This is a genomic window from Anatilimnocola aggregata, assembly GCF_007747655.1.
In the GTDB taxonomy this organism is placed as follows: domain Bacteria; phylum Planctomycetota; class Planctomycetia; order Pirellulales; family Pirellulaceae; genus Anatilimnocola; species Anatilimnocola aggregata.
On record NZ_CP036274.1, the window covers coordinates 3,815,359 to 3,836,534 of the forward strand.

Consider the following 21,176-nt stretch of genomic DNA (forward strand, 5'->3'; position numbering starts at 1 on the left):
GATCTCGGCAAGAGGAAGGGAGAAGCAATGAATTGCAGCGGATGCCATGATAGCGAACTGCTGATGCCACCGACACGAAAAAAGCTCTGCCGAGTCGGCAGAGCTTTCGTTGGTCAGCGAGTTGACCGAGAATTACTTCTTGCAGAGTTATTCCGCGTCGTTGTCATCCAGCTCTGCGGCCAGCAGGGCTAGGAGCGCTTCGTCGGTCACACTGTTCGCCTGGCTCTGGCTGGCGGTGAACTGTTCGGCGAACTGCTGATTCTGGACAGCTTCTGCATTGTCGATTAGCGAGTAGTCGTTCAGATAGGCTGGCATCTCGTAGGTCGTCTCACTGCGATTCAGCTTGTTGATGATGATGAGGGCGTCCATGGCGGTGAGCATCATATCGCCGTTGACGTCGAGGAGATTAATCGGCTGAGTGCCGTCGACATTATCGCCGCTGAATTCGCCGCCGGGCGTAGTATCGATCGCGCGAGTTCCCTTGCGATTCAACTCGTTGATGATGGCCAGTGCATCGAAGGCAGTGATGCGACCGTCAAAGTTCACATCCGAGGGTTCGATCGGATTGGTCATCATTACTGAATAATACTCTTCTTCCACAGCTTCGCCACCGTTCAAAAGTGGCGAATCAGGGGGCAAAGTACCTGAAGGCAAGGCCTTGCCCAATGGTTGGTATGTCGGGCTGGTGACCACTGTCGGGTTAGCGGGGTTGGCAATCGTCGCTGGGCCAGGCTCGCGGATAAAGTCGCGGATCGCTTTATTGATTGGTGCGTACATCTTGGCAATGGCCAGCGGCGTGACTGCCAGTGGCAATTGTGCTTGGAGCCACTCGATGACCGTGAGGCTGGAAGCTTGCGGATCGCCAATGAGTGCGAACTTGCCCTTGATCCAATTATCGAGGCGGGCGAGAACCTGGTTTCGCTTGGAGATGCCGGCATGCGTGGTCGAGTACTTGTCGCCAGCTTGGGCATAGGTGTTCGGCGCAGGGAGGCCTGTATTAACCACTTGAATGCGGCTAGTCTGCGTCCCGCTGCCGAACACGTAAGGGACCGTGTTGTTGACAAAGAAGTCGCCCACGAGGAAGGTCGTACCAGTTGCCGACGAATTTGTCGTATGCAAAAAGTCGATGCCGTCGTTGCCGAGTAGCACCGGACTATAAATGATTGCTCCTATTTGTTTACTTTGAGCGTCGGAACTGATGACGTCGTTCTGATTGCCAGCTTGAACCATGGCATTCGCTTTGGTTTGATCTCCGTCAAGCAAGCCGGGCACGCTGGAACGATTGTGAATGACATCGGCACCTTGAGCACCTTCGACCCACAAACGAGTGACATTCGTCAACTCAAACTGCGAACGATTCAACTCGTTGGTTTCTAGATTGCCGACTGTGATTTTATCGTCTGCAACAGTCCCAATAATGTGAACGCGGTTATCAACACTCGCTGGAGCACCGCCGCCATCCACTGAAACAACCGTGGGAAGATCGGGTGCTGCGGATGGCATGTTGATGGTGACGTCAGTGATTTTCTGATTGGCCGTAACATTCAACAACTCGATATTCGAGTAAGCGAATGTCTTGGCAGTAGGTGATGTCCGCGCAACCTGAATACTTGTGATTGTGTACTTCGCGACTGGATCCGTGGAATTTCCGAAGTCACTCAGGCTCAGGGTGTCACCTTGGGCTTCCACGCTGGACTTCGCATTGAACTTGATATCGTCCGGTGTGCTGCCGCCTTTGAACACCGTGCGAGTGGGCACAGCGGGATTGTTACCACCGTTAACCGTCAAGCCAGCGGCGTAGTTGTCGAATTTGCTAAGAGCCGCCGTTGTGTCAGCCAGGGTAATCGTGTCATTGCCATCTTCGCCATTGATGACCGTGGCGTGATTCGTAGCCCGGACGGTAATGGAGTCGTTGCCGAGGTGAGCGTTGACTGTTGTTGGCGCTGGAGTGGCGAGAGTACCGACCTTGGCAATCGTGATCGTGTCGTTCCCTTCGCCGGCGTTCAGCTTGTACGACGAGAGCAACGTGGCTTTGTAGTTGACGGTGAGCGACTGCGTGGGAATGGTGCGAGTCGTCCTTTCGCCATCGATGGCCCACGTATTGGCGGCCGTATCGCCGGTGTCGTTGATTGTGAGTGCCGTTGACTTGCCGTTGACGGCATGGCTGAGCGTGATTATTGCAGCTTCGGTGCTGGTGCCGTTAAAATCTCCGAAGTTTCCGTCGACGACCTCAATCGTATTGGTGCCGTTGCTGGCCTGAAGCTTGATCGACTCGATATTGAAGGAAGTGCCGCCCGACGGCGTGATCGACTGGCCTTCGAAGTCGATGGAAGTTGGCGACAACTTGTAGTTTTTGTCGGCGTTCTGCGACGAATCCAGCAGTGTGAGTTCGTCGAGGTCGGCAGCATTGATGCCGCCGTTGAGCTTCAGCGATTCGATGCCGGCCAGCACATTGGTGCCGTCCGCGATCAAAAACGAATCATTTCCGGCGTTGCCGTTCAGCGAGAACGTCTCGCCATTATTTACCTGCACCTTAAAGGTGTCCTTGCCCGCACCACCGTTGAGTACTTCGAACTCGACGATTGGCACCGTCTTTGTTGCGGTTGAAGTCTGCTTATAGGTGCTGCCTGTCGTTGTGTTGATGATCCACTCGCTGTCACCAGCCAGGCCGTTGAACGTGTCGTCGGTGGCTGCAGTGCTGCCTTTGAAGTTTTCGATGGCAGAGAACGATAGGAAATCGGAAGCCGCCACATTGGACACCGAGACTTTGCCGGTCGCCCCCCCCACCACTGCCGCAGCGGCAGCGATGCTGGTCAACGCTACATTGGCTCCCTTGTCGGCACCTAAGACCTTGAAGTTGGTGAAATCGAGCGTGTCGTTGCCGGTGCCAGCGGTGATTATGGTTTGACCAGCGGTCGGCTTTTCCAGCACGATGAACTTGTTGCTGCCATTGCCGGCATTCAAATTGAGCGTTGAGATCGACGCATAGCTGATGGGGTTGCCATCGCGCCCGACCTGGCCGCCGTTCAACTTGTAATCGATGTTGGTGTTATCGCCCTGATCGTTCAGCGTGAGCGTGGCCGAGGCGGTTTCGCCATCCACACTGATTGGATAGGTGATGCCATCGAGCTTGTTCGCGTTGCCGAAATTGAACGCGTCGAGGCTGGCTCCGCCCTTGAGCGAGAACGTCGCCGTCGTGCTATTGTTGAGCACGTTGAAGGTGTCGACGAACGAACGGCCTTGGAGCGTATCGAAGCCTGCGAACCGCAATGGACGTGCGGGGCTCGCGTTGTTGACGTACTTGCTCGTGTTACCAGCGGATTCGTCGATCGTCCAGGTGCTGGCGACATCCATGCCCACTAATTCATCGCCGGCAGCCGCGGCTGCGGTGATGGCTTCCACACCGGTGAAGTCGAGCGACTTCATGCTGCTTTCCACTGTGCCATTAAAGCCGGTCGTGGACGGCACACCAGTCAACGCGGTGAGCGTCACCTTGGCGGGATTGATGCCCGCGACTTCGAGCGTGTCGTCGCCAGTTCCGCCGTTCAACTTGACGGTTCCCGTCACGGTCGGCATGCCGGTTAGCGTGATCTTGTTGGCGCCGTTGCTGGCGTTCAGCGTCAAATTGTTGATGGCGTCGTGAGTAATCTCTCCCAGCAGCACATTGGCAGCATCACGCCGAGCCAGCGTCGTGGTGGTCAAGGAGTAATTTCGATTCGCATTTGTCGACGTGTCATCGAGTGTCAAGTTCGCGGTATCGGCCTCACCGAAGACCGAAACATTCTTGCCGCTTGTTAGCAACGAATTCACACCGAAGTTGAACGCATCGAGCCCCGCACCACCCTTGAGCGTGTAGAGCGCTGTCGTATTGTTATTTACGACATTGAACGCATCGAGCCCCGCACCACCCTGCAAGCTGTTAAATCCGGAGATATTCGCAGTGCGGGCTGCAGTTGCGTAGGTGCTCGTGCCGCCGTCGTTGATCGTCCAAGTTGAGTCGGCGTCATCGCCCGTAAAGCTGCTCCCCGTGGTACCCACGAACGAGTCGATGCTGGTGAAGTCCACGCCGGCAAAATTGCCGTCAAAGCCGGCGCTGACATTGTTGTTCGTGATCGTGACCGCCGTCACTCCAGCGCCGGTGAGATCGAGGGTGTCAGCACCCGAACCGCCGTTCAAGGTCTTGATGCCGGAAGCCGTGGGAGCAGCAGTCACGCTGATAGTGTTCGTGCCGTTGGTAGCATTGAGCGTCAAGTTTGTGATGTCGTCGAACGTGACCGTGCCGCCCATTCGACCAATGGTCGTCGCGCTGATTGAGTAATTGACATTGGAATTAGTTCCCTGATCGTTGAGCGTCAGCGTGGCACCATCTGTTTCACCATCAACGCTGATTGGATTATTGATCTTCGTCAGGTTGTTGGCATCGCCAAAGTTGAAGGCATCGATACCATCGCCACCCTTGAGCGAGTAGGTTGCGATCGCGCCATTATCCACGACGTTGAACGTGTCCTTGGCGGAACCACCCTGCAAGTTGTTGAACCCGGCGATGTTCGCCGTGCGGGCAGCGGTGGCATAAGTGCTTGGGACGCCGTCGTTGATCGTCCAGGTCGAATCGGCATCGTCACCGATCAGCGTGCTTCCGGCGGCACCCTTGAAGGAATCGATGCTAGTGAAGTTGGATGCGCCGAATGTGCCATCGAAACCAGCGGGGACTCCGTCGTTCGTGATGGTGACGGTCGTCGCGCCAGCGCCGGAAACATCGAGTGTGTTCGCTCCCGATCCGCCCGCCAAGGTGAAGGCGACTGCGGCTGGGTTAATCACCGCGAAACTATCAGCAGCCGAGCCGCCGTTTAGGTTCTCGAGATTGGAAAAGTTCAGCGTGCCCGTCGAAACATACTTGCTGCTGGCGGGCTCATCGATGGTCCAAGTCGATACGGCATTGAGACCCGTGAGCGAGTCCGTCGTGGTGTTGCTGTTGCCGCTCACGGCATCGATTTCGGTAAACGACGTGATCGTGGGCGCGCCGACCTTGACGTTGCCGCTGAATCCATTCGCCGCGGTGGCGGTCAGATTCACATCCACCGCACTATCGACGGCCGCGACCTGATAGGCGGCATAGTCGAGGGTGTCGCTGCCAATGCCACCATTGACGGTAATCGTCCCAGGGGCGGCAATGGATGCTTCGAAGACAAACGTGTCGGCACCAGCCCCGCCGTTGATGGTGAGAGCTTTGTTGAAGGTCGACATCGAAGCATCAATTCGAATGATGTCGTCGCCAGCTCGGGCATTGACCGTGACGGTCGTGAAGGCCGCGAGCGCGATGTTATCGAGCTCATGCGCGGCGACTAGGCTCGTCACCGTCAGGATGGTCCCACCACCGGTGAGGCTCAATTCGGTGTCGTCCGGCGTGCCGGCGACATCGGGCAGATTGATGACGAGATTGGTGATCGTCGTGCCGGTGATGTCGACCGGTTCCAAGCCGGTGTAATTGATCGTACTCGCGCCGAGAACCACGCTGCCGTCGGTAGCATTGGTGTGATTCAGTGTACCGGTCGAATGGCTTCCGCCGGTGACCACGAGCTTGTCGCCAGGGGCAATTGTCGGATCGCCACCGTTGAAGGTCAGGATTTTTCCCAAGGCAGTCGCAACGTTGGCGGTCAGCGTGTCGTTCCCGTCCATGCCGTTGATGATTACCTCCATGCCGGTGATCGAGCCAATCGGGACCGTCAGAGTTTTGCCGCCGTTGCTGAGCGCAGCCCCGGCGATGCCGCCCGTACCGGCGAAGGTTTCAGTAGCATCCGTAATGACAATCGCGGCACCGTTGTTGGAGATCGTCAGGCTGTTGTTCTTGCCCGTCGCATCGGAATCCGTGATGACCAGATTCCCGCCGGTGAGGGTGGGCACCAGTGTGCCGGCCAGAGCTGGCACGGTGTCGAGAACGGAATCAAGGCTGGTGCCAGCCGGTAGGGTCGCAAACGGAGTCGCAGCAGCAAAACTGCCGCCCGAAGAAATATCATAGATGTCTGGAGTGTTATCGTTTGTCGCCAGGAAGCGTCCGGCGCCGTCAAACGTCAGGCCCACGAAGAAACGTCCCGTTGCAAACGGGGTTGCTGCGGAAAAATCCCCACCAGCCGTGATATTGAAGACTTTTTGACCAGAACGATCACTCGCGTAGATCGCGCCGCTGCTGGACTGCACGATGTCGGAAGCATTTCCCATACCGAAGGCGAACGGAGTGGCTGCTGACAAATCTCCGCCAACGCCAAGGTCGGTTACCTGGCCGGTGCTATCTTCTCCCACCAGGATTCTGCCGTCTGCCAGTTGCACCATGTTCCGGGGAAGACCTAATCCCGTTGCATAGGCTGTCACGCCAGTAAAGTCGCCGCCACTAGTGATGTTCGTGATCTCTCCAGAGCTGTATTCCGACACGAGCAGACGGTCGTCGCTGGTTAGGATTATCCCAGCGGGACTCGTCAGACCAGTGGCAAAGGTGTTGACGATGCCGGTGGAATCTACGGTTAACACAGCGCCGGAGTCGAACAGCGCGATGTAGGCTGTGCTCAGATCGCGCGACCAGGTAATCTGCCCGAAAGTCCGGTCCCCCAAGCTCGCAACGGGAGTTGCCGCTGAGAGATCTCCGCCGCCGGTGACGTCGTACAAAGCTTGCGGAGCCAGGACAGTGCTTGCAAACACATCCCCCGGTGTGAACGCCATCATGCTGCGGGTTTCTAAGGACTCAAAAAAGACCTTGCGGGCTGTTGCCCGGCGTGGCTTGTACTTCGCGGCATCGTTGGCGACTTGCTTGCGATTGCGGCCGAGGCTCGACGAATGGGACGGCTTGTTTTTCGATACAGGCATCTCAGAACTTCCTCGGAAAACGCGGCGAGCGAATCAGCGTGAAGAATCCCCTGCTTCAAGGGGAGGATTTGAGCGGGTACCAATCCATGGTAATTACCCACTCGGCAGGTACAAGAAGTCGTTATCTCTTCCCTTAACGGCAAGGTCAACCGTTTGGCAGTGCTGGCCGGAATAATCCAACCAACTGCTGCGTAATTACCGCTGGAAAGAGCAGCGGAGGACCTATTCGCAAAAAGGAACCGCATTTCCACCCCCGACGGGCAGGGCGAAAATGGGGGCAGGTGACGAAAATTGGCTCTGCAGGGAGTTTTCAGCTGGCAGTTGCCTGCCAGCTGTGAGCCTTGGCAATCCGCTGGCCGGCAGATAGCCAGCGGAGAATGGTATTCTTATCAAATCCTTAACGGCGGAATCATTCCCGTTCGCTGGCGGGAATCTTGATCGAAGTCAAAGCCACTGTATCCCACCCCTTGGTACCGCGGGCGGCATTCCAACAGATGAAGACCTGACTTCCATCGGGAGTGACCGATACTGCATAGGTGCCATGAACGGCCACACCGTACTTCGCTTGATAGAAAGGATGGAGGAACGCAATGACCTTGCGCTTGCCGGTGTGAGTGTTGAATTGCACGACGGGCGAGCCATCGCGATAGCCGCCACCGTGAGCGCCAGGAGCATAATAGATGTACTTGCCAGTGGCCTCGGCCGAGAGTGCGGCAACGTAATGCTCGGTGCCGACAGAAGCCAATCCCAGCGAGCGGATCTTTTCGGTTTTGGTGTCGAACTCATACAGTTCGCACCCGCCGACCGATGAGCCCGCTTGCGAAGCGCAATAGATCTTCCCTTGTGGGGTTTCGTCGCTGGCAGCGCGAATGCCGAGCGAGCCTTCGATTTTCTCGGGAGCCTTGCCCGACTTGGGATTGAAGCGCATCAGCGGTTCGTTGCCGGCACCTGGAACGAAATACACATTGCCAGTCGACTTCGAGACCATCATCGCGCGAGCTGGGCCATCGGGACCCGAGTAGATCATCTTGCGATTGGCCAGGTCATAGGCCCAGAACTGAATGCCGCGTGTATCCGTTTTGCTGCCCGGGGCACTGCCTCCGTAGATAATGAGTCGGTCAGGGTCGAGGTGAGCACAGGGCAAGCAATGCTTTTCAACCGGAGCGGCCTGGACAACTTCTTGCACCCCGGTGGCGGGGTTAGCGCGGATGATCCAGTCACCCTTGTAATGGTATTGATCGGTGGTGATGGTGGTCGAACCGCGGTGCGTGGTGCAGTAGAGCCAGCCATCTTTGCCGACGCCGAGACGGCTATGAATTTTGCCGGGAGCGTAGTGCCCTTCCGGCATGTTCAACAGCTTCTTCGTATTGATGAGTGTGCGGAATTTCTTGGTGGAGGGGTCGTATTCAACGACGAACCCATTTCCTTGCGGAGCCAGGTGGTCGCCGTAACCGCAGTAATACTTGCCATCGTGCACCACGCTTTCGCCCCAATTCGACCAAGGGCGAGCGGCATAAGTTTGCTCTGGCAGATACGCAAAATCGATCGTCGGCGGCGTCTTGGCAATCTCTACGCCTTCCGGCAGTTCTTTCAAGGGTTTCAGGAATTCTGGGGAAGTGTCGGTGACAATTTCCTGGCCGCCGGGCAGTTTGGGGGGATATTCGAGTTCAACCTTGAGCTCAGCTTTCGGCTTGGGTTTAGGTTCGGCTTTCTTCTTCCTTTCGGTTTTGGCCTCCGCCTTTGCTTCGCCCTTCTTCTTATTTTTGGGAGCGTCCTCTTGGGACCAGACTGGCGAATTGATTAGGAGGGCGGTTGTGAAAGCGAGCATCGCTAGTGGGGCGAGCCAACTGAGCGAGCGAACGAGGTATGAACACATCGACAATCGACGCATCGAAACGTCTCCAGGCTGGAAGGGATAGGGTGGGAGCGTTTAGCATAACAATGTCGCCGTCTAAAAGCCAAATTTGCGATTGAAAAATAAGTGGCGGGAGGCGCGGGACGAAGTGCGCGAGAGAACCAAAGAAGGTTAAGACATGAGATACGAATGTCGCCCGATAAAATCGAATGACGATCCTGTCTGCCTGATTCTCGTCCCCCACCCATCTCCTTACATCTCCCGCATCTAATTGAATCCGCCTCATCACGCATCTCCCGACTTCAGGAGCCACGATGACCCTCCTTTACCACAGCCCGCTGTTTCAAACGCATAAGACGGGAGCACATCCGGAGAAACCCGAACGACTGGCGACGATCGACCGGCATTTCAAGCAAGTCGGCATGTACGAACGGTGCAAGACTGCAGAATGGAAGCCCGCGACTGCCGAACAGATCGAGCGGATTCATACCAAGGCGTATGTCGCGGAGTTGGAAAAGTTCGCGGCTAGCGGCGGAGGGCGAATCGAAGCCGACACCGTCATGAGCCCTGAGAGCTTTTCGGTCGCCCATCAGGCTGCCGGGGCCGTTTGTGCAGCCGTAAAAGCTGTCGTGAAAGGGGAAGACAAGTCGGCTATGTGTCTGGTGAGGCCGCCCGGTCATCATGCGCTGGAAAAAAGTGCGATGGGGTTTTGCCTGCTGAATAACATTGCCGTCGCGGCCAAGTGCGCCATTGCCGAGCACGAACTGGACCGCGTGCTGATCGTCGATTGGGACGTGCATCACGGCAACGGTACGCAAGACGTGTTCTACACCGATGAGCAGGTTTCGTTCTTCTCGATGCATCGCTGGCCGTTCTATCCCGGCACAGGTGACAAGGACGAAACGGGCAGCGGACGCGGACTGGGGCATACCAAAAATGTGCCCGTCGCTTTTGGTACGCCGCGTGAAAAGATCCTCAGCCAGTTCGCGAAGGAACTGGAATCATTTGCCGAGAAGACCAAGCCGCAGTTGGTGCTGATTAGCGCTGGCTTCGATGCTCACGTGCGCGATCCGATAGGTTCGCTAGAACTGGAAACCGAGGATTTTCGTGAGCTGACGAAGATCGTCCAGCGCGTGGCCGATGCACATGCCAAGGGGAGAATTGTGAGCGCGCTCGAAGGGGGCTATCAGCCGCAGCGTTTGGCCGAGTCGTTGGAAGTCCATCTCGATGAGTTGCTAAAGAAGAGTTAGGGGTCGAAAAAACTCCCGCCTCGTACTTAGGACGCCCTGCCTCGCAGAATTTCCTTCATAGTCACCGCCCGGTGCTCCTTGGCGGATAGATAACACGCATCGACGAGCGCCATCGTCTTGAGATTGTCCTGCCCGCTGATTTCTGGTTCAGCTTTGTCTTCTAGTGCGCAGAGCAACTGGGCCATGGTGCCGGCAAACGCGTCGGGAAACCAGACTTCCTTCCAGCGCGGTTGCAGCCAATAGCCGGGCTGATGGGTGGTGGTGTAGTCGAGCGTGCTGGGCGTTGGATGTGGGTAGTCAGGCCAACCGATCGTGCCGCGGGCCAGCCCTTCGGTTCCTTCGACTCGCCAGCGAATCCCAATGTCTTTCTCGGCCCCTTCGAGCGCCGGCCCAGCCCAGACATCGTCGCAGGCCATCGCCCGCAGGCCGTTGGCATACTCAAGAATGTAGAGACAGATGCCGTCGGTATGGGCAAACTTCTTTGCCGTGCGGGGATCGGGGCGCGTGCTGCAGAAGACACGTTCGGGATCGCCGAAAAGCATCCGAAACGAATCGAGATGATGGATCGACATGATCCGCAACGTGACCCAACCTTGCCGTTGTTGCCAAGGCATCCAGTGGGGAATCGCCCGCATGTCGATCGTTGCCAGTACCGGTTCGCCAAGCGTGCCGCGCTCCAATAGGCACTTAAGGGCCCGCATGGAATGGTCGTAGCGCATGTTCTGATTCACCGCCAACGTGATTCCCGCGCGGCGGCACATCTGCACAATCTCTTTCGCTTCCGCCAGGCTGCCGCCCAGCGGCTTCTGCGCGAGTATCCCCCGCACATGCTTCTTAAACTTGCAGACGTTGCGGATCACATCGATTTGCGTATCGGGCGGCACCGCGATATCGACCACTTCCACCTTGCCGCTGGCGAGCATCTCTTGATACGTATCGAACGCGGTGAGCGAATGCCGCTCGGCGACTCGTTGAGCGTGGGCCGGTGTGCGCGAAGCTATCGCTACCGGATTGAAGCCCGATTTGCGATAGGCCACCAGATGACAGTCCGCCATGATGAACCCGCTGCCGATGCAGCCAATCGGCGCATCGCGATGCTTGGGCAACCTCGGCAGATAATCGAGCGGCAGGAGAGTGGTCATAAATTTGTAGGTTACATCCGCTGGATGTAACCTTGATGTTCGCAACGCGTTGATTCGCAAATCAAGGTCACATCCAGCGGATGTGACCTACACGACTACATCTTCACTCCCGCTGGATCGAAGTAAGCCGGTTCGTTCCCTTCTTTCCATTTGATGTTGCAGCCGAGACTCGGGATTTGTTTCTCCGGCGCGGGTTTGCCGGCGAGCAGAGCGTCCATGGCAGCGCGGAGGTCGCGACCGTCGGGAACATCACCAGCCTTGGGGCGGGAGGGATCGAGTTGGCCGCGATAATAGAGCTTTTGCTCGCCATCGAATAGGAAGAAATCCGGCGTACACGCCGCGTGATAAGCCTGCGCGGCGGTTTGATCTTCGTCGAACAAATAGGGGAACACATAGCCGCGCTGTTCGGCTTCGTGAACCATCTGCTCGGGTGAGTCTTCGGGATGCTTCGAAGTGTCGTTCGAATTGATGCCGACGACCGCGATCCCGCGCGGCATGTAGTCCATGGCCAGGCGTGCCAGTTCGGGAGCAACATGCTTCACGAACGGACAATGGTTGCACATGAAGATCACGAGCAATCCAGGCTGACCTTTGAAATCGCTGAGCGAAACAGTTCGTCCGTCGACATTAAGCAGCGAGAAGTCCGGCGCGGGCGTGCCCAGTTGTCGCATCGTGCTGGCGGTTTTGACCATGGTGTATCTCCTTCGAAAAGCTTCCTGATGTTAACTTGGCCGGGGTCGGGAGTCTTTGGCGAATGAAGACGTTCTACTTGGCTGAATCGATCTTCGCCAAAGACTCCCGCCCCCAGACGGATCGTGATCCCTACCGCTGCTTCTTCAATTCAAACTGCTTGCCCGACAGTGCGTCCTTTGCGAACTTGCCCCAGAACGGTGTAGGGGTGAAATTCCAATCGCTGATGAGGATGGGTGTCGCCTTGGGATGGAACGAGAAGCCGGTCCAGTTCAGCTTGTGCTTTTGAATCAGGCCGAGCATGTCGGGAACCCAGGTGTAAGGGTCTTCCTGGGCTTCGGCGGGAATGAACGACATCTTGTTGATGTCGGCACCGACCTCGCCAATGAAAATTGGATGCTTGGCAGCGACTTTCATCACCTTGTTTTCCCAGTCCCGTTTCCAGGGATAGATGTGCGTCGAGTAGACGATGCCATTGCCGCTGGTGTCGGAAAGTTCGTGGCCGTTGGCGATGCCCGACAGGTCGTAGGCCCAGTCGAGCCCTCCGCAGATGACAATATTGCGGGCACCGGTCGCGCGCACGGTATCGATCAGCTTTTGCATGCCGGGCGATTCAAAACCGTTTTTGGCTTTGGCTTTTTCTTCGGGCGTGAGGAAGTTGTCTTCATCGGCGGGCTTCTTCTTTTCTTCGACAAAGCCGCCCTTCTGCCAGACTTCCCACGAGATGCCGTGAGGCTCGTTGAACAGATCGAATAGCACGGCGGGATGATTCTTATAAACGGTCGCTGCGTCCTTCCAGAATTCCACGTGCAGATCGTTCGGAGCGCGGAAGCGATGCAGATCGAGCGCGACATACGCGCCGCGATTGGCCACGAGTGTGATTACCTGGTCAACCAATTCACGATACGACTTGCCACCGTCTTTTTGCCCTGCAGCGCGGCCGTACCAGTATTCCTCTTTCACGGGCAGGCGGATGCAATTCGATTTCCACTCGTCGACCGCGACGAGGGCCGACTTCATGACCTTCTCGCCCTTGATCGAAAACTCCAAGCTGACGACGTTCACGCCCTGCAGCCAAACGTGCTTCCCTTGGGAATCGACGATCTTGTTCCCTTCGACGTGAGTCTCCAGCGGCCACTTGGCTTTGTTGGGTTCTTCGGCGGGAACTTGCGCAGCTTTCTCCATGGCCGCAGCGGCTGCGGCCGCCGCAAGGAGTTCGGCCGCAGGGACGGGCTTCATTTTCAGGTCGTCAAGATCGTAGGTTCCGCGTTCGACTTGGAAGAGCGAGGGCATGAATTCCAGCGACAGGGCCGCGGGGGGAACTAGGAACTGCACTTTCTTTTCGACCCAGCCTTCGGTGTTGCTGCGGGCATAAGGAGGCGAAGGCTTGCCGATCTTCTTGCCGGCGGCATCTTTGAATTCCATCATGATCCGGGCATCGAAGTACGATTCTTTGCCGGGCTTGAGGTCGGTAATGCGTTGACGCCAGGTGAATTCGATCGCCTCGACACCGGCGGGGATGTCGATCTCGCGATACAGCATCACAGTTTTGCCTTTTTCCAACGACTTCAGCCGGAGAAAGCGGTTACTGTTTTCTACTTCCCAATCGCCGCCCGGCTTTCCTTTGCCCCATTGATCGGGAACCCCGCCCACTTTGGCGTCCGTCTGAAAGCTGCCGTTGGCAATGATGGAACCTTCTTTTTCCAGCACGGCCGCTGCCTTGGCGCGGCGGCCGGCAGCGTTCTTCTCTTGCTTTTCCTTCGCGGCGGCTGCGGCAGCCTTGGCAGCTTCTTGGAGCGGAGCGGGATCGGCAGCAACGAGGGTTACGTCATCCAAATCGAGCATGCCGGCCTCGACTTGAAACAACGAAGGCATGAATTCCAGCAAGTGAGCCCCTTCCGGCACCAGAAAGCTGGTGCTGCGATCGACCCAGCCGTCAGTGTTCTTGCGGGCATAGGGAGCACTGGGGCTGCCAGCGAGTTTATTCCCTTCGGCATCTTTGAACTCGAGCAGTAGGCGGGCATCGAACCAGGGCTGCTTGCCCGGCTTGAGATTGCTGATCCGTTGTTTCCAGGAGAGAGTCACTGCGCGAACGTCGGCCGGCAAGCGAACCTGGTGATAGACCATCACCATTTCGCCCGGTTTGGACGAAACCAGTCGCAAGAAATGATTCTCCCCTTCCTGCTCCCAGGTAACGCCCTGTTTCTGCTTGGTCCACTGATCGGGCCACTTGTCTCCGTCGGCGTCAACTTCGAAGCCGCTATTGGCCACCAGCGGCTTGGCGGGCGAATCCGCGGCGTAAGTGCTGGCCGCCAGAAGAGTAAATAGAAAAGTAATGAGGAGAGAGGTACGCACGGTTGAATTCCTTGGAGTCCGGGCATTTCGTCCCGCCAAACTGGCTTGTCAGGCTGGCCAGGGGCGAAATGACGCTAGGGTCTTTTTATACCACGATTCGCCGGATTGTCGTGAGCCAAACGCTTTTGCAGCTAGAACTGGGTGTCAGTTCAGATTGATTGCTGAACCACCGCGGCACAACCGAACAGTGGCAAATTCGGTACGTGTTGTCCACGTTACAAGCCGTAAGCGAATTGCTACAATCGCGGCAGCAACATGCGGGGCGATACCGCGTTACTGCGATCGTGATTTTGCGATCTGGGCAGTATTCCATCCGGCAGGCTTCCACCCACCAGCAAGGCCATGACCAACACCGTCTTCGATCCGTTTGGTTCTCGCGACACTTTCTCGACCGGCAGCGGCGAAGCCGGCATCTATCGCCTCAGCAAGCTCGAACAGTTGGGCCTGGGCGCCGTGAGCAAGCTGCCGTTTTCGATTCGCATTCTGCTGGAAGCAGCCCTGCGAAACTGCGACGGCTACATCGTGACCGAAGACGATGTGAAGGCTCTGGCCAGTTGGAACGCCGCCGAACCGGCCAAGCGTGAAATTCCGTTCATGCCGTCTCGCGTGGTGCTGCAAGACTTCACCGGCGTGCCGTGTGTCGTCGATCTGGCAGCCATGCGTTCCGCCATGCAGCGACTGGGTGGCGACCCGAAGAAAATCAATCCGCTGATTCCCGTCGACCTGGTGATCGATCACAGCGTGCAGGTCGATTTCTTCGGTACGTCGCAGTCTCTGGGGCAAAACGTCGACCTGGAATTCAAGCGGAATCGCGAGCGGTACGAGTTCCTTCGCTGGGGCCAACGGGCCTTCAATAATTTCCGCGTCGTGCCGCCAGATGTCGGCATCGTTCACCAGGTGAATCTGGAATACCTGGCCAAGGGCGTATTCATCCGCAGCGATAAGAAGGGCCCCGTCGCCCTGCCCGATTCGCTCGTCGGCACCGACAGCCATACGACCATGATTAATGGCCTCGGTGTACTCGGCTGGGGCGTGGGTGGCATCGAAGCGGAAGCAGTGATGCTCGGCCAGCCGCTCTATATGCTGTTGCCGGAAGTTATTGGCTTTGAATTGACCGGCGAATTGCAACCTGGCGTAACAGCTACCGATCTCGTCCTCACCGTTACGCAGCAATTGCGCAAGGTGGGCGTGGTCGATAAGTTCGTCGAGTTCTACGGCAGCGGTGCCCGCAAGATGTCCCTGGCCGATCGGGCGACCATCGCCAACATGGCCCCCGAATACGGCGCCACGATGGGCTTCTTCCCTATCGACGACGAAACGCTGTCATTCCTGCAACGGACCGGACGGACCGCCGAAGAAGTTTCGCTGGTCGAACGATATTGCAAGGAACAAGGGCTGTTTAACGCCCCCGGTTCGGCCGAACTGAATTACACGAAGAAGGTTTCGCTCGATCTCGGCACGGTCGAACCTTCGCTGGCTGGACCGAAGCGGCCGCAAGACCGCGTGTCACTCGCCAGCATGAAGTCGAATTGGCAAAAGTCCCTCAAGGCCCCCGTTGCCGAACGAGGTTTTCAGCTTGATGAAGCCGCGTTGAATCGCAAGGGGACAGTGCAGACGAACGGTCACAGCGAAACGATCGGCCACGGGGCCGTCGTGATCGCCGCCATTACCAGTTGTACGAACACCAGCAACCCGAGCGTGATGCTCGCCGCTGGCTTGCTCGCGAAAAAGGCTGTGGCAAAGGGGCTGAAGGTTCCTAGCTATGTGAAGACGAGCCTTGCCCCGGGATCTCGGGTGGTAACAGACTATTTCGATCGCGCGGGCGTTAGCCAGGCGCTCGATACGCTCGGTTTCCAAACCGTCGGCTATGGTTGCACGACTTGCATCGGCAACAGCGGACCGCTGCCAGATAACGTCGCTGCCGCCGTGCAAGAAGGCGATCTTGTCGCCTCGGCGGTAATCAGTGGCAATCGCAATTTCGAAGGCCGCGTGAATCCGCTGGTGAAAGCGAATTTCCTCGCTAGCCCGCCCCTCGTAGTCGCTTATGCCTTGGCGGGAACCACTGATATCGACCTGATCAACGAACCGATCGGCGAAGGGACCAGCGGGCCGGTGATGCTCAAGGACATCTGGCCCACGCATGCCGAAGTTCGCCAGGCAATTGCCGACTTCGTTCAGCCCGAAATGTTTTCCAGCCGTTATGCCCGTGCGTTCGATGGCAACAACATGTGGAATGCGATCAACGTTGCCGAAGGGGCACTCTATAACTGGAATGGCGACAGCACCTACATTCAAGAGCCGCCCTTCCTGGATGAGTTCAGTGCCAACGCGACTGTGGTGCGGCCGATAAGGGGTGCTCGCGTACTAGCCATGCTTGGTGACAGCGTGACGACCGACCACATTTCTCCTGCGGGCAACATTGCCAAGAACAGCCCCGCTGGAAAGTTCTTGATGGAACGAGGCGTCGAGCCTGTCGACTTTAACAGCTACGGTGCGCGCCGCGGTAACGACCGCGTGATGGTCCGCGGCACATTCGCCAACGTTCGCATTCGTAACTTTCTCGCCCCTGGAACCGAAGGTGGCGTGACGAAGTACCTGGGTGCCGGGCACGTCGCTGGCAAGCCACCGGTGGCTGATGCCGATGCGGGCCAGGTCATGTTCATCTATGACGCGGCGATGAAGTATCGCGCTACGGGCACGCCGACCATTATTCTGGCCGGTGCGGAGTATGGCACCGGTTCCTCGCGCGACTGGGCTGCCAAGGGAACCAACCTGCTGGGTGTGCGGGCAGTGATTGCCGCCAGCTACGAGCGGATTCACCGCAGCAACCTGGTGAACATGGGTGTGTTGCCGCTGCAATTCCTCGAAGGTCAGACCTGGAAATCGTTGGGCATCGTCGGTGACGAAACCTTCGAGATCCTCGGCCTCGATGAATCGCTCTCGCCTCGTTCGCAAATCAGTGTGCAAGCGACTTCGCCCGATGGTACCAGCAAGACCTTTGCTGCCGCGGTCCGCATCGATACGCCCGTCGAACTCGACTACTACCGCAACGGTGGCATTCTGCAGACGGTCGTCAAGAAGTTGATGGCGGAATAAGAACTCAACCGAAATCTAGTTATCGCGATGAGAAAGTTAGTTAGAGGCTCCGAAATGTGTAGCCTCTATCAGTAGATTTCGGCCGTTTAACATGCGAGCAATTACTTCGGCGCTTCTTCTACATAAATCCCCACCGTCGTCTCGCTGATCGCAGGCCACTTACCGTCTTGCAGCGCAGTGGCGCGGATGACGGCGTGATGAACGCCAAGCTTGGCATCCGGAGCAATCTTGACCTTCAGCGTGCATTGATCCTCGCTGGGAGCCAGGTGCAATCCATCCGCGGTTAGGGGAGCGTTCTTTTCGCCGCTTCCCATGAGCAGAACATCAGCTGATGTGGGCAATTTCACTGTGCGCGAAACTTTGAGCGGAATGTCGATCGAGCCGCCGGGCGACGCGACGTACTCGAGCGGCTCGTGAGTGATCTTGAGCAGTGCCCCTTCCAGCGACATCACAATGAAGCCATCCATGATGCCGGTCACTTGACGAATGTTACCTTTACCATCGGCCACGGGTGTAACACCGATCACGTTCATGCGGGCGGTAAGACTCGTCTCCAGCCATTCCGGCATGAAGATCGGGTACTGCACCTGCTCGACACCAGCGGGAACTGTTAGCGAACCGCCGCGAATCCCCCGGCGCTGTCGCTGCTGGGTTGCAGCCATTTGCAGTGTCACCGGCCCTTCGTAACCATCGAGCCGCTCGACGATGACATCGGCCGGGTAAGTGGTGCCGCGATTCACGATACGGCCGCCGTCTTGCACGGTCGATTTCACTTTGACGCGTGTCTTGATGATGCTCGTCACCAATACTGGCGAACTGCGTTTTTCGATTGTCTTGTCACCAACCGTTGCGGTGGCAACCACGGTGACATACCCAGCCGTCGCCGGAGCAGTCTCGGCGACGTTAAGCGTAATGTTCAGCGCTGGCTTATCAGCTGGAATGGTGTTCGCTACTGCTGGTGCCATTACTTCGGAAGGGACGACACCTTCGGGCAGACCTTCCAACTTGAGAGTCACCGGGGCTTTCCAGGTGCCGCGACGGTCTACCTTCACGACCAGGTCAGCTTTGCCGGCTAGGGGGATATCGAGTTTTTCCGGCAGCGTTAGGTCAAAATCAAACAACGTTTCGACGTCGGCAACCGTCAGGCGATAAACGCTGGCGATGCTCGGTTCGTTTCCACTGACATCGCCGACGACGAGCTCGTAAATGCCGTCGGTAGCCACTTTGAAGTCGAGCAGAGCGTCGTTCGAACCGGGTAGGTCGTCGTTTCGCAGCAGTTCTTTTCCGTCTGCATTCAGGATGACTAAGGCCGGATCTACAGTCGACTGAAAACGATCAACCTCTGCGATGATGCGAATCAATTGCCCCATTTTGCCTTCAAACCGATAGCGGTCGACCGGCATACCGCTCACACCGTCAATCTTGTCGAACGACGCCGAAATAGCACTCGGAATTGTCAGACTTCGCTGAGCAACGTCATTGCTAACCGGCTCAAGGAGGTCCGTCGCATCACCCCCATAAACTTTGGCGTCAGTGCTACCCAGCGGCGACTTGATGCTAACAACCTGCTCCGTCTTGGTCGGATCGTTGCCAATCGCGATTTCTTGCGACATCGTCTCGAGTTGACTCGGCTTGGTCAGTCCCCAGCCGATCACCTTGACCGCGTGCGTTTCACCTCGTTTGAGTACCAAAGGCATGGTCGTGATGACTTCGGGCGCCGAGCGAATGGAGAGGCGATAAACATATCCCCGATCGCCAGCGAACTCTGCATCGCGCACAGCAGCGGTGTAGGTCATGCCCGCTTGCGAAACAAATCGCAAAGTCACGCCGGTGCCCACCGTGTCGGCACCGTCAGCCACAATTTGGCCATTTGAGTCTTTAATCGTCAGCACGCCCGAGAAGGGCTGGCCGAGTCGATCATTCAACTGGCAAGTGAGCTGAATCGCTGAGGGTGTAGTAAAGCGATATTCGTCGATCTCGGTAATGCGCGACACTCGCCCTGATACGGCTGCGGGGAGCGCAGGTAATTCAATGAACTTCTCGCGCTGCTCGGGCTCGAAGATTTCATTGACGTCGCTGATCACGAATTTGCCTGTGTTGGATCCTCCGTTGGCATTTGCCACACGCCAAGCAATCTCGCCCGGGGGTAATCCAGCAGGCAGTGTGATCTTTGCGGGTACTTCTCGCGCCAATGGCGGTTGAGCCTGTCCGGCCTTATTGCCGAACCAATAAGGAGGAGGAGTAAGGAACGGTTCGCTAGCCGGGCCAGTAACTTCGATTTTCACGCGCGGATCGAGCGGCAAGATCTGCATGTCGGTCGTCCAGTCGTAGGTCCCGAGTTGAACCTCGATTGTTGTCCCCGCTTTGCCCGCCGTGGGATAGACGTAGCCGATTTGGGGGCGAATGTTCGCTGCCGCAACCTGGCCGACGGCGGAAAGCATGAGGAGCAAGGTGATCATTCGACTCTCCAGTGTGGTCATCTCGCTCCGCGAGATTACAAGCGTTCGGCTATCAAGTGCCCGTCAGGTTTTCTGAGTAGTTCTCTACCTGGTTTTTCATCATGCGGAGCATGATGACTACTGAGAGACTAGACCAAACCAGGAATGACACGACCACCATTCACAATGGGGACTGGCCGGCCGAGGGGTGTATAATAGGTCTTGTTCGTGTCGATCCCCATCTGGTGGAAGAGCGTGCAGATGACATCTTCGACGCCGTAGGGTTCGGTCGTGGGATAGGCGCACCGGTTATCGGTCGCGCCGATCACTTGTCCTTGCTTCACGCCACCGCCGGCCCACAAAATGGCTTGCGTCATCGACCAGTGATCGCGTCCGGCGCGGGCGTTAATCTGAGGTGTGCGTCCCATTTCGCCCATCATGACCACCAGCGTGCTTTCCAGCATGCCGCGCTCGTCCAGGTCCGTAACCAGCGCGCTGAAGGCGCGATCGGCCGAGGGAATGAGGTCTTCCTTCAAGCTGGGGAACTGCGAAAAATGGGTATCCCAACTGCCGTTATCGACGCCGACGAACCGCGAACCCGCTTCGACCAGGCGGCGGGCGAGCAACGCGCATTGGCCGAGCGATGTATAGCCATAGCGTTCGCGTGTTTTGTCGCTTTCAGCCGAAATATCAAAGGCCTTGCGCGCGTCGGGCGCGGTGATCATTGAATAGGCCTTCTCATAATACGTGCTCATCACATTCGTCCGACCGCTCTGCTGAGCCTTGTTCTGCTGCTCGACCGCGGCCAACATTTTCCGACGGCGCTCCATCCGGCCTTCGGACACGCCCGGCGGCAGACGCAAATCACGCACTTCAAAGTCGGGCTGTACGGGGTCGGTCTCGAGCACGAAGGGAGCGTGAGCAGGACCATAAAACCCAGGTCCGCCTGCTTCCATGGGATCGGGCAGGTTCACGTATGTTGGAATATTGCCACGTGGACCCAATTCGCGCGAGACAATCGACCCTAGGGACGGAAAGAGAAGATTGTTCGGGGTACCGCCGGCCTGACCGTCGGCAAAGGCCGCTTTGTAGCCCGTCATGCAATAGTGATAGCCGGTGCTGTGGCCATTGTCCTTGTGGCTGTGCGACCGAACGATCGTGAACTTATCGGCAATGGCCGCCGAGAGCGGGCAATGTTCGCCCACGAATGTGCCCGGCACTTTCGTGGAAATAGGCTGATAAGGGCCACGAATCTCCGCCGGCCCTTCGGGCTTGAGATCCCACATGTCGATGGTGCTAGGCCCCCCCTCGAGAAACAGGAAGATCACCGACTTTGCCTTAGCTTCTTTGCCATTGCCGGCAGTCGCTTCGAGTTCGAGCAGACGGGGCAACGTCAAACCGCCGATCAGACCGACCGACCCGAGTCTTAACGCTTGTCGCCGAGAAACTCGATCGCAATATGAGCGAGACATCAGTCACCTTCCTTCGTGATACT

The 21,176-nt window shown here is 57.3% G+C and carries 9 protein-coding genes; 2 read left to right on the plus strand and 7 right to left on the minus strand.

From position 1 onward, the window contains the following. Positions 1–147: 147 nt before the first annotated feature. Both ETAA8_RS14560 and ETAA8_RS14565 read right to left on the minus strand, forming a co-directional pair. Positions 148–6,855 (minus strand): dockerin type I domain-containing protein, encoded by a 6,708-nt coding sequence (locus tag ETAA8_RS14560; RefSeq protein ID WP_145089396.1) that lies wholly within the window; start codon positions 6,853–6,855, stop codon positions 148–150. A gap of 409 nt (positions 6,856–7,264) precedes the next feature. Then, entirely contained in the window at positions 7,265–8,746 is a 1,482-nt protein-coding gene (locus tag ETAA8_RS14565) for a Kelch repeat-containing protein (RefSeq protein ID WP_145089399.1), read from the minus strand. A gap of 278 nt (positions 8,747–9,024) precedes the next feature. Between ETAA8_RS14565 and ETAA8_RS14570 the strand changes: the two genes are divergently transcribed. Next, positions 9,025–9,960: a histone deacetylase family protein gene (locus ETAA8_RS14570; protein WP_145089402.1), complete on the plus strand. Its 936-nt coding sequence runs from the start codon at positions 9,025–9,027 to the stop codon at positions 9,958–9,960. Positions 9,961–9,986: 26 nt separating this feature from the next. Here the strand turns inward: ETAA8_RS14570 and ETAA8_RS14575 are convergent, their stop codons facing one another. The 3 genes from ETAA8_RS14575 to ETAA8_RS14585 all read right to left on the minus strand — a co-directional run bounded on the left by ETAA8_RS14575 (position 9,987) and on the right by ETAA8_RS14585 (position 14,147). Further along, on the minus strand, positions 9,987–11,102 hold the full coding sequence (locus ETAA8_RS14575) for a Gfo/Idh/MocA family protein (protein WP_145089405.1): 1,116 nt from the start codon (positions 11,100–11,102) through the stop codon (positions 9,987–9,989). A 95-nt stretch (positions 11,103–11,197) separates the two neighbouring features. Further along, positions 11,198–11,794, minus strand: a complete 597-nt coding sequence (locus ETAA8_RS14580) for a thioredoxin family protein (RefSeq protein WP_145089408.1) — start codon at positions 11,792–11,794, stop codon at positions 11,198–11,200. Positions 11,795–11,924: 130 nt separating this feature from the next. Then, positions 11,925–14,147, minus strand: coding sequence for a glycoside hydrolase family 5 protein (locus ETAA8_RS14585; RefSeq protein WP_145089411.1), 2,223 nt, complete (start codon positions 14,145–14,147; stop codon positions 11,925–11,927). A 342-nt stretch (positions 14,148–14,489) separates the two neighbouring features. Between ETAA8_RS14585 and acnA the strand changes: the two genes are divergently transcribed. Continuing rightward, a complete protein-coding gene (gene acnA, locus ETAA8_RS14590; protein ID WP_145089414.1) occupies positions 14,490–17,243 on the plus strand; it encodes an aconitate hydratase AcnA in 2,754 nt (917 codons plus the stop codon). Positions 17,244–17,344: 101 nt separating this feature from the next. On the opposite strand, the gene ETAA8_RS14595 is transcribed toward acnA, so the two are convergent. Both ETAA8_RS14595 and ETAA8_RS14600 read right to left on the minus strand, forming a co-directional pair. Next, the gene (locus tag ETAA8_RS14595) at positions 17,345–19,702 is read right to left on the minus strand and encodes a hypothetical protein (protein WP_145089417.1); all 2,358 of its coding nucleotides are present in this window, start codon (positions 19,700–19,702) and stop codon (positions 17,345–17,347) included. Between the two features lie 128 nt (positions 19,703–19,830). Further along, on the minus strand, positions 19,831–21,153 hold the full coding sequence (locus ETAA8_RS14600; RefSeq protein WP_145089420.1) for a DUF1501 domain-containing protein: 1,323 nt from the start codon (positions 21,151–21,153) through the stop codon (positions 19,831–19,833). Positions 21,154–21,176: the final 23 nt, after the last annotated feature.